The sequence below is a fragment of the Microbulbifer sp. CNSA002 genome, from assembly GCF_047324085.1.
In the GTDB taxonomy this organism is placed as follows: domain Bacteria; phylum Pseudomonadota; class Gammaproteobacteria; order Pseudomonadales; family Cellvibrionaceae; genus Microbulbifer.
This window is the reverse complement of record NZ_CP172449.1, coordinates 560,173-570,000: the sequence shown is the minus strand read 5'-3', so window position 1 is coordinate 570,000 and position 9,828 is coordinate 560,173. Positions and strand designations below refer to the sequence as shown.

The window sequence follows — 9,828 nt, the reverse complement described above, 5'->3', positions numbered from 1 at the left end:
ATCAGCGCCAAAGAGATGTACCAGCTTCTGGGTAGCGGCAAAGAGGCAAAACAGCTGGCACGTCTAACTCCGGGTGAAGAGCTGACCTTTCAAACAAATAATGATGGCCAGCTGCAGTCCCTTAAATTGCAGCGGGACCGACTCAATCAAATTGAGTTTACCCGCACAAATGCAGATAAGTTTGAACACGCACTGATAACTCGTGAGCCCGACAGCCACCCGGCTTACCGACAGGCCCAGATCGATAGCTCCCTATTCCTGGCCGGTAGCGATGCTGGGCTGAGTGACAGCCTGATAATGGAGATGGCGGATGTATTCAGCTCCGATATCGACTTTGCCCTAGATATTCGCAAGGGCGACAACTTTAGTGTGATGTTCGAAGAGTTGTTCCTGGATGGGGAGAAAATTGGCAACGGTCCTATCTTGGCGGTCAGTTTTACCAACCAGGGAAGAACTTTTAGCGCTGTACGCTATGTGGATAACAGTGGTGATGCCAATTACTACACGCCTGAAGGCAAAAGTATGCGCAAGGCATTTATCCGCACACCGCTGGACATAGTCCGCATCAGCTCTCACTTCAACCCGAGCCGCCTGCACCCTGTATTCAAGTCACGCCGACCTCATAATGGCACCGACTATGCCGCTCCAAGAGGCACCCCCGTTTACTCTACTGGCGATGGTCGGGTTATCGCGTCCGGCTATAGCAAACCCAACGGCAACTACGTATTTATCCAGCACGGCGAACGGTATGTAACCCGCTATCTCCACCTGACCAAGCGCAAAGTCAAAAAGGGCCAGCGCGTTAAGCAGCGCCAGGTTATTGGCACTGTGGGGTCTACCGGTTATGCCACTGGCCCGCACTTGCACTACGAATTCCTGGTGGATGGCAGACATCGCAACCCCGCCACCATTGTGCGCAAATTGCCCAAGGCAAAGTCGGTACCGACTTCTGAGATGATCCGTTTTAAAAACCAGACCCAGCCACTTCTGGCGAAACTAGAAAACTTCCAGGGGCCGGCTCTGGCTCAACTGGATGAAGAAAGCCCCTAACAAGCGCCAACGAATATGCCCGATCTGTTTATCGGCCTGATGTCCGGCACCAGCGTTGACTCCATTGACGCGGTGCTGGTCGATTTTGGCGATGAAGAAAAAATTAACACCCGCATCCTGGCTGCGCTAGCCCACCCGATTCACAGCGGCCTCCGCGAAGCTATTCTCAGCCTCTGCGCCCCCGGCCCTTCAGAGTTGGATCGCGCCGGACAGTTAGACCGGCAACTGGGACAGGTTTTTGCCGAGGCCACCAATACCCTGCTAGCCCGAGCCGGTGTTGAGGGTCAGTCTGTTACCGCCATTGGCAGTCACGGCCAAACCGTACGCCACCGCCCCCCAGGCACAGTGACTTCTCCCTTTACTTTGCAACTCGGTGACCCCAACACCATCTCAGCACTGACGGGCATCTGCACCGTTGCGGATTTCCGTCGCCGGGATATCGCTCTCGGTGGTCAAGGAGCGCCTTTAATGCCGGCATTTCACCAGGCCGCCTTCAAAACTGATGGAAGCCGTGCTGTGGTCAATATTGGGGGGATGGCCAATATCACTGAACTGACGGCAGATGGCCAGGTTTACGGCTATGACACAGGTCCAGGTAATGCATTGCTCGACTACTGGGTGAACCTACACAAAAACCAGCCCTACGATAGAAATGGAGACTGGGCCACGAGCGGTCGCGCCAATGCTGAACTTCTCAACCGCCTGCTTTCAGATCCCTATTTCTCCGCCGAGCCACCCAAGAGCACTGGCCGTGAAACTTTTAACCCCAGCTGGCTCGAACAGGCCTGCGCCGGTTTGGAAGTGGCGCCGGTAGATGTGCAGGCAACCTTGTCTGAAGTGACCGCAGCCAGTATCGCCGATGCCGTGCATAATTTTGCCGAAGGCGGCGAGCTGCTCACTTGCGGAGGCGGGGCAAAAAATAAGGACTTGGTTGCGCGATTACAGCGCCGCTTGCCCACCTGGTCTATTACTGACACGGGCAGTTACGGTATTGACGCAGACTGGCTTGAAGCCGTTGGATTTGCTTGGTTGGCCCGCCAGACATTGAGAGGGCTGCCCGGTAATTGCCCGGGAGTGACTGGCGCGCAGAAAGAGGCGGTTCTAGGGGCTATTTACCCGCCCTGATCAATAGGGCGGGTTAGGATTTCTCAAATAGAGAAAGAGGAGCCGCAGCCACAGGTAGCGGACGCATTGGGATTTTGTACTACGAAGCGCGACCCCGAAAGGCCTTCTTCGTAATCAACATTGGCGCCAACCAGGTAGGGGTAGCTCATCGCATCCACCAAGACCTGAATGCCATCCTTTTCTATGATGGCATCATCTTCGGCAACCAATTCATCAAAGGTAAAACCGTATTGGAAACCGGAACAGCCGCCTCCGGTCACGAACACCCTGAGTTTCAACTCCGGGTTGCCCTCCTCTTCCAACAGGCTTTTTACCTTGGCCACAGCCTTGTCTGTGACCACGAGTGGCGCGGGAGAAAAGGATACAGCTTCTGACATAAGTCTCTCTCAACTCATCGGGACATTCACCGCTCGTATAAAAGTTATAACGAGTGCAGCCCCGGGGGCGTCATCTTGCTTAAACCCAGCAATTCAGTCAAGTATTAACCGGCAGGAGGGCCGGTACAACAAAGTACCAGCGCCAGCCAATACTACCCGGACTTAAGAGGCTTCAATGACAGTTTCATCTTCGGAATAGCCGAGCATATGGGGCTCACCCGCGCTACTCAAGTCGGCACTGGATACCAGGGCACCGTTTACCTGGGCACCTTTCAGCATCTCAATAAGCTTATAGTGTACATTGCCTTCAACCATCGCCTTGGAAGCGAGTTCCAGGTGGCGCGCAGCAAACACATCCCCTTTCACATTGCCATTGATCACTACCTGAGGCACACGAATTTCACCCTCAATGATGCCGCCATCCACAATTTGCAGGCGCGCATCACTATCACTGTGAGCGGTAACATTGCCACGCACCTTACCTTCGATGACCAGGTTGCCACGGAAGTGGATATCACCGCTGATCTCAGTCTGACGAGCGATCAAAGTCGTGTGGTTACTACCGGTATTGGCCATAGTTATCTGTTTCTCTTTTTTTCTTAACATAATCCCCAAAACCTCGTGCCTTTGGCACCTATGCTAACTTTCCTGTACTAACCAACCGTAGCGCTGCTCAATATTAAAGCCCTTGCGCCCAGAAGATTTAAGTGACAACTCCACACCTTCGGGCACAAATCCCTCCGGCAAGCGCAGCTCTCCCTCGATATTCTGAAAATATTTAAAACGCAGCTGAATCGACTCACTATCCACCTGCTCCGACAGTTCCTTCAGAGGGTAACTCTTCGGTTCCCCATCCTGACGGCCCACTACGGTAAATGTGGCCGTGCCTTTTACAACATCCCGACGCGCTGCGGACTGTTTGATCTGTAACTTGTACTGGTAACTTTTTGGATCGCCGGTCTGCGAGAGGATAAAGCGTCCAATGGACACCCCCTCACCCCCATCTTCAGGGGCCATGACGCCGCGATAGAAAGAAATTTCCTGCTTTAGCTCTGCGATCTGGCTCTCTTTCTGCACCAGTTCCGCACGCACCGACTCACTCGCCTGCTCACCGATAGTCAGCGACTGCTCTGCAGTGGCAACCCTCATTCGCAGGGATTCATTCTCACTCTGAAGCGCGGTAACACGATCGAGTACTTGAGTATGCTCCAGTGTCTTGCGATCGAGGCTCTGGCGCAGCTGATACTGCCCGGCAAAATAGGACCCGGCCGAGGTCACTAATACCAAAAAAACGACCCCCACTACGGCAATGACACCAGAGAAGGGTTTATGAGGCACCACTTTCATGCGGTACTGCTTGCTGCCTTTAACTTTGAGCACCATGAAATCTGCTAAGTCTTATCCGGGATTTATCGATTGTCGGGAAACACCCGATTCTAAGGCAGCAGTGCCGGGCTATCCAGGCCCAACGTCTCAGTTAAGCCAAACATAATATTCATATTCTGGATTGCCTGGGCGGACGCACCTTTGGCCAGGTTATCAATGGCCGATAATACCAGTACCGTATCCCGCTCCTGGGGTTGCAATACCGAGATGCGGCACATATTGGTCCCTCTAACCGTACGAGTCTGAGGGTGGCTGCCCGCCGGCATCACATCTACAAAAGGCTCATTTTTATAGCGGTTTTCAAAGATCTGTTGAAGCTCATCGGCATCAACCTTCCCCACTGACCGGGCAAATAAAGTAGCGTGGATACCGCGAATCATGGGAAGTAAATGCGGTACAAAAGTCACCTGCGCGGGAGAGGATTCAGTGGCCTGCACTCGACGAAGCCCCTGTTCAATCTCGGGTAAATGACGGTGCCCGGCGGCAGAATATGCGCGGAAGTTGTCGCTATTCTCAGCCATAATCAAGTCGGTCTTACCCTGTCGCCCCGCTCCACTGATACCACTGGCCGCACTGGCGATCAGCTCACCAGGTTCTACCAGGCCCTTTTCCAAAAGCGGTATCCATCCCAATTGAATCGCGGTGGGATAACAGCCCGGGCAGGCTATCAACTGCGCATTGGCAATCTGTTCCCGATTAACTTCTGGCAAACCATAAACAGCGCTTTGAGCTAATTCCGGAGCGGCGTGGGCTTGGCCGTACCACTGCTCCCAGGTAGGTATATCTTTCAAACGGAAATCGGCGGACAAATCGATCACTCGAACTCCGCGTTCAATAAGTGCCGGTACTTGGGCCTGGGCAACGCCATGAGGTGTAGCGAAGAATACAACGTCACAATCCGCCAGCTGTTCGAGATCGGGGCTACAGAAAGACAGCTGCGAGTGCCCTCTCAGGCTAGGGAAAAGCTCGGCAACCGGGGTACCATTCAACGAACGGGAGGTGATTGCGGTAACTTCCGCTTGTGGATGTGTTGAGAGAAGCCGAAGTAATTCCACCCCTGTATAGCCGGTGCCCCCGACAATCGCTACTTTTATCACCTTGCTAAAATCTCCGGTATATCCGCCAACTGAGACGATAATCGTAAAACCAGACAGGCACTCTACCACAAGCCCCAGCATTTTAAGGATGTGCGGTGTCACAGCCCCCAAGGAACTCGCTAAAAAAGTCGTTTTCGCGTTATTTAGTTAGGCCTGGCAGCCTCGAAAATATACGCTTACAGCTTTCCTCCAAAGACGCGCTAGCGCCTTTGCTGGGGATGGCCCTGATCACCGGCATCCTGGCCGGAGGGGTAACTGTACTTTTTCGGCTGGCGATGGAGTGGCCGACCACGCTGTTTTTATCAATCCCACAAAATTACGAATCCCTTCCCCCATTCTGGCGCTTCGCATTGCCTGTCATCGGCTCTCTGGTAGTGGGATGTATCTATTTATTTCTAAATCCCAGACGCCGCCAGGTCGGAGTGGTCCATGTCCTGGACCGGCTCTACAACCACCAGGGGCAAATGCCAATGCAAAATGCCCTGCTACAGTTTTTTGCCGGCGCAATAATTTTAATTAGCGGCCACTCGGTGGGGCGGGAAGGCCCAGCTGTACACTTGGGAGCAGCCAGTGGCAGCTGGTTAGCTAGGGCGCTGAAGCTCCCCAATAATTCCGGTCGCAACCTACTGGGGTGTGGTGTAGCCGCAGCAATTGCGGCCTCCTTTAATACCCCGCTGGCGGGCGTGGTATTCGCGATGGAAGTCGTGATGCTCGAATATACTGTGGCAGGTTTTTTACCGATAATTCTCGCGGCTGTTGCCGGTAGCGCCATCACCCAGCTGACTTTCGGTAGCCAGCCGGACTTTAATGTACCCGCGATTCAACTCAATTCCCTTGCCGAGCTGCCGCTACTTTTTGTGTGCGCACTGGTTATTGGGGTTCTCGCCGGATTATTTATCCGCTCCCAGCGTATTTTAATTCCCCAGCAGCGTTACTCCCCACTTCTTCGATTTCTCTTGGTTGGCCTTGTTACTGGCACCTTGGGTATCTGGGTACCGGAAATCCTGGGCGGTGGATATGACACTTTGCAGATGGCAATGCTGGGGGAGTTAGGGGTCGCGACACTCATTGCTATTGTCGCCGCGAAATTAGTCGCAACCGCTTTGGGGGCAGGGCTCGGAATTCCCGGTGGGGTAATAGGCCCCAGCCTGATTATCGGTGCCTGTATCGGTGGTATTGCCGGTGGCCTGGCTAACTTGTGGCTGGGTGAGCACACCGCGAGCCCCGGCTTTTATGCCATGGTGGGTATGGCGGCAATGATGGCTGCCATGCTCAATGCGCCTCTAGCTGCGCTACTCGCTATCTTGGAACTTACCTATAACCCACATATTTTATTCCCTGGAATGATGATGATCGTGGTGGCCACACTAGTAAGCCGACAACTCTTTTCCACTATCGGTCTCTATCACGAAACGCTGCGAGCCCTGAATAAAGCAGGAATGCCGAGTTGGCGACAGCAAATGCTGAGCAGTGTCGGAGTTGCCAGCGAAATGAATCAGAGCTTTGTTGTGACTCCTAGGGAAATTACCCGCGCTGCGGCAACAGAATTAATTAATCAACATCCCGAGTGGATTCTTATCGACTTACCCAAGGAGCCGGCACCGCAACTACTGCGTGCAGCAGACTTGGCAACTTTTCTTCGCGGTGGTGCGAAAGAGGCAGCCGAGAGCGAAAAACAGGCTTCCTCCGCATCAGATAAATTACTAGACCCGGGAGAAATGATCGATTTATTGAGACTACCCGGCGAACGCAAACAGCTGGCGTCCCTAAGTTGGCGAGCGACAATGCTGGAGGCCTCGCAAAAGCTGGAGAGAAGTGGCGCGGATGGCCTATATGTCTGCCGTCATAAAAGCGGTTCGCTGGACAATCGCACGGCGGGCATTATTCTGCCGCTACAAATTAACAACTTTTACCGGAAGTAATTTTTCTTCCCGTTTCTTTTAAGGGGACTTTCAATGCTGTGGATCAAGGCTTTTCACATTATTGCGATGGTGTGCTGGTTTGCCGCACTTTTTTATCTGCCACGACTGTTTGTCTACCATGTCGATGCCACTGATGCCGTTAGTCGCGACCGCTTCTGTATTATGGAACGCCGCCTTTATCGCGGTATTGCCATTCCTTCCATGCTGGCTACCGTTGCCCTGGGCATTTGGCTCTACAGCTTGAACCCGGCCTACTACACCTCCGCTGGCTGGATGCACGCAAAACTGACTTTTGTTGTTCTTCTCCTGGGCTATCACCATATCTGTGGCGCCTATGTTCGCAAGTTTGCCCGGGGAACCGTTACCCGCAGCCGCCGCTACTTCCTAATATTTAATGAGTTCCCAGCAGTTGCACTTGTCGCCATCGTCATTTTGGTTGTCGTAAAGCCATTTTAATTTGGCGCGTATTCATTCCTTGTCAAAGGCGCTCAGCAACTAGAATTAGGCGCACAGCTAATGGCCGTCATGTAGAGCACTTATGGATACACCTCAGCCCGTTATTCTGACCGTTACTCACCACGACCCCAGCGGCAGCGCCGGAATTGCCGCAGATACTGAGACAGCGGTCAGTCTCGGCTGCCATGCGGCCTCGGCAGTTACCGCCATCAGCGTGTGTAACACCGGTGAATTGCTGGGTGTCGCCCCAGTCGACGACAGCCTGCTAATTGAACAAACCCGGGCCGTTCTGGAAGACATGCCGATCGCCGCGATCAAGGTCGGCTACCTGGGCTCTGTGGAGAATGTGCGCGCGCTTCACAGCGTACTCCACGACTACCCGGATATTCCCGTCGTTATCGACCCCGATGCCACACTGGCCGACAAAGATAGCGTACTCGCCCCGCCTCTGTGGGAGGCTATGGTGTCGCTGTTGTTGCCCAAGGCGACCATGGTGTGTCCCAACCGCAGGGAAGCGCGCGCCATGGCTGTGGAGGCCGATGTCCTCGATGCCATGGCCCAGGAAATCCTCGAATCCGGCTGTCGCTACCTGTTGCTGACTGGCGTGCCCCACGAGCAACAATTGCAGAACCGGCTCTACGATGAGCGCGGCCTGATGCGGGAGTTCAAGTGGGAGCGCTTGCAGCCAGCGGCCTATGGCGTCTGTGGCACCCTCGCTACTGCCATTGCCTGCCATATCGCCCACGGGCTGACCATTATCGAAGCCGTTACCCGCAGTCAGCAATACGCTTGGAGTGCGATCAAAGACAGCCGGCGCCTGGGAATGGGGAGGCCGATCCCCAACCGGCTGTTCTGGTGCGAACGCTAAACCTGGAGCTGCTGACACAAAGTTCGCCCCTGCCCCGATCAGTCTCACCGTCCCCATGACGGTGAGATCTTCTGTCTACACAGTCTCTGACCGGTCGTCGCCAATCTACACATTGTTCTCAGGCGCCACCCCCGCGATAATGCTCCCCAGGCCCTTTATGCAGAACCTGAATATAAGTTTATGAGTAAATCCGAGCAGCTCTTCGCAGAAGCACAGCAGTACATTCCCGGCGGCGTTAACTCTCCGGTACGGGCTTTTCGCGCAGTCGGCGGTACCCCGGTGTTTATCCGCCGTGCCGAGGGCGCCTACCTCTACGATGCAGACGAGAAACGCTACATCGACTACGTACAGTCCTGGGGCCCCATGGTGCTGGGCCACGCACACCCGGAAGTTATTGAAGCCGTGGTGGAACAGGCCCAATCGGGACTGAGCTTCGGTGCGCCAACCGAATTGGAAACCGAACTGGCCGAAGAACTCTGCCGCCTATGGCCGAATATGGACCTGGTGCGCTTCGTCAATTCCGGTACCGAAGCCACCATGAGCGCGATTCGCCTGGCCCGTGGATTTACCGGGCGCGACAAGATTGTGAAGTTCGAGGGCTGCTACCACGGCCACTCCGACTCCCTGCTGGTTAAGGCCGGCTCCGGGGCCCTGACCATGGGTGTACCCTCCTCTCCCGGCGTTCCCGCCGCCCTGGCAGATCACACCATCACCTTGAGCTACAACGATACTGATAGTGTGCGCAGCTGCTTCGATGAGCTGGGCGATCAAATCGCCTGTATCATCGTCGAGCCTGTTGCCGGCAATATGAACTGCATTCCGCCGGTACCCGGCTTCCTGGAAACCCTGCGCGAAGTTTGCGACCAGCACGGTGCCCTGTTGATTCTCGATGAGGTGATGACCGGCTTCCGGGTGAGCTTGACCGGGGCCCAGGGCTTCTACGGTATCGAAGCGGATATCACCACCCTCGGCAAAGTCATCGGCGGCGGTATGCCCGTTGGCGCCTTTGGCGGTAAACGCGAGATCATGGAACAAATTGCACCCCTGGGTCCGGTTTACCAGGCGGGCACCCTGTCCGGTAACCCTGTAGCTATGGTCGCGGGCTTGGAAACCCTGCGTTTGGTGGAAGAACCCGCCTTCTACGAGCCTTTAATTGCCAAAACCGACCGTTTGGTAGAGGGCATCCTGGCGGCTGGTAAAGCCGCAGGTATCCCAATTACCGCCAATAAGGCCGGCACCATGTTCGGATTCTTCTTCACCGAAGAACCTAAAGTAACTAACTATCAACAGGTAATGGCCTGCGATAACGAGCGCTTTAACCGTTTCTTCCACGGCATGCTGGAAGAAGGTGTCTACCTGGCACCGGCCTCCTATGAGGCAGGGTTTATGTCCGCAGCTCATACCGATGAGGATATTGAGGTCACAATCACTGCCGCTGAACGCGTCTTCGCCCGCCTCGGCTAATTGCCCACCTCTCTCCAGCACCCGCAGCCTGCGGGTGCTGCTTCTATGCCCGTTTAACTTTACCCCCCTCCTATAAAGCCTCA

General features: G+C 54.6%; 10 protein-coding genes (1 of these 10 only partly in view). 6 read left to right on the top strand and 4 right to left on the bottom strand.

What is annotated here, in order from left to right:
• Nucleotides 1–1,050: the 3' portion of an OapA family protein gene (locus ACG1BZ_RS02470; protein ID WP_413664273.1), read on the top strand. It extends 330 nt beyond the left edge of the window; 1,050 of the gene's 1,380 nt are visible here — the last part of the coding sequence; its start codon lies off the left edge, out of view; it ends in the stop codon at nucleotides 1,048–1,050.
• A gap of 15 nt (nucleotides 1,051–1,065) precedes the next feature.
• Nucleotides 1,066–2,175 (top strand): anhydro-N-acetylmuramic acid kinase, encoded by a 1,110-nt coding sequence (locus ACG1BZ_RS02465; protein ID WP_413664272.1) that lies wholly within the window; start codon nucleotides 1,066–1,068, stop codon nucleotides 2,173–2,175.
• A 23-nt stretch (nucleotides 2,176–2,198) separates the two neighbouring features.
• On the opposite strand, the gene erpA is transcribed toward ACG1BZ_RS02465, so the two are convergent.
• The 4 genes from erpA to argC all read right to left on the bottom strand — a co-directional run bounded on the left by erpA (nucleotide 2,199) and on the right by argC (nucleotide 5,035).
• Nucleotides 2,199–2,552, bottom strand: a complete 354-nt coding sequence (gene erpA / locus ACG1BZ_RS02460; protein ID WP_108731633.1) for an iron-sulfur cluster insertion protein ErpA — start codon at nucleotides 2,550–2,552, stop codon at nucleotides 2,199–2,201.
• A 162-nt stretch (nucleotides 2,553–2,714) separates the two neighbouring features.
• A complete protein-coding gene (locus ACG1BZ_RS02455; protein WP_282934417.1) occupies nucleotides 2,715–3,158 on the bottom strand; it encodes a bactofilin family protein in 444 nt (147 codons plus the stop codon).
• 33 nt (nucleotides 3,159–3,191) lie between these two features.
• Nucleotides 3,192–3,935: a DUF6776 family protein gene (locus ACG1BZ_RS02450; RefSeq protein WP_413664271.1), complete on the bottom strand. Its 744-nt coding sequence runs from the start codon at nucleotides 3,933–3,935 to the stop codon at nucleotides 3,192–3,194.
• Nucleotides 3,936–3,988: 53 nt separating this feature from the next.
• On the bottom strand, nucleotides 3,989–5,035 hold the full coding sequence (argC, locus tag ACG1BZ_RS02445) for an N-acetyl-gamma-glutamyl-phosphate reductase (protein WP_282934591.1): 1,047 nt from the start codon (nucleotides 5,033–5,035) through the stop codon (nucleotides 3,989–3,991).
• A gap of 95 nt (nucleotides 5,036–5,130) precedes the next feature.
• On the opposite strand from argC, the gene ACG1BZ_RS02440 reads away from it, so the two are divergent.
• The 4 genes from ACG1BZ_RS02440 to hemL all read left to right on the top strand — a co-directional run bounded on the left by ACG1BZ_RS02440 (nucleotide 5,131) and on the right by hemL (nucleotide 9,745).
• Nucleotides 5,131–6,957 (top strand): chloride channel protein, encoded by a 1,827-nt coding sequence (locus tag ACG1BZ_RS02440; protein ID WP_413664270.1) that lies wholly within the window; start codon nucleotides 5,131–5,133, stop codon nucleotides 6,955–6,957.
• Between the two features lie 33 nt (nucleotides 6,958–6,990).
• A complete protein-coding gene (gene hemJ / locus ACG1BZ_RS02435; protein WP_282934420.1) occupies nucleotides 6,991–7,413 on the top strand; it encodes a protoporphyrinogen oxidase HemJ in 423 nt (140 codons plus the stop codon).
• Nucleotides 7,414–7,495: 82 nt separating this feature from the next.
• Nucleotides 7,496–8,281 (top strand): bifunctional hydroxymethylpyrimidine kinase/phosphomethylpyrimidine kinase, encoded by a 786-nt coding sequence (gene thiD / locus ACG1BZ_RS02430; RefSeq protein WP_413664269.1) that lies wholly within the window; start codon nucleotides 7,496–7,498, stop codon nucleotides 8,279–8,281.
• A gap of 180 nt (nucleotides 8,282–8,461) precedes the next feature.
• Nucleotides 8,462–9,745 carry a glutamate-1-semialdehyde 2,1-aminomutase gene (gene hemL / locus ACG1BZ_RS02425; protein WP_413664268.1) on the top strand — a complete coding sequence of 428 codons (1,284 nt, stop codon included), beginning with the start codon at nucleotides 8,462–8,464 and terminating at the stop codon, nucleotides 9,743–9,745.
• Nucleotides 9,746–9,828: the final 83 nt, after the last annotated feature.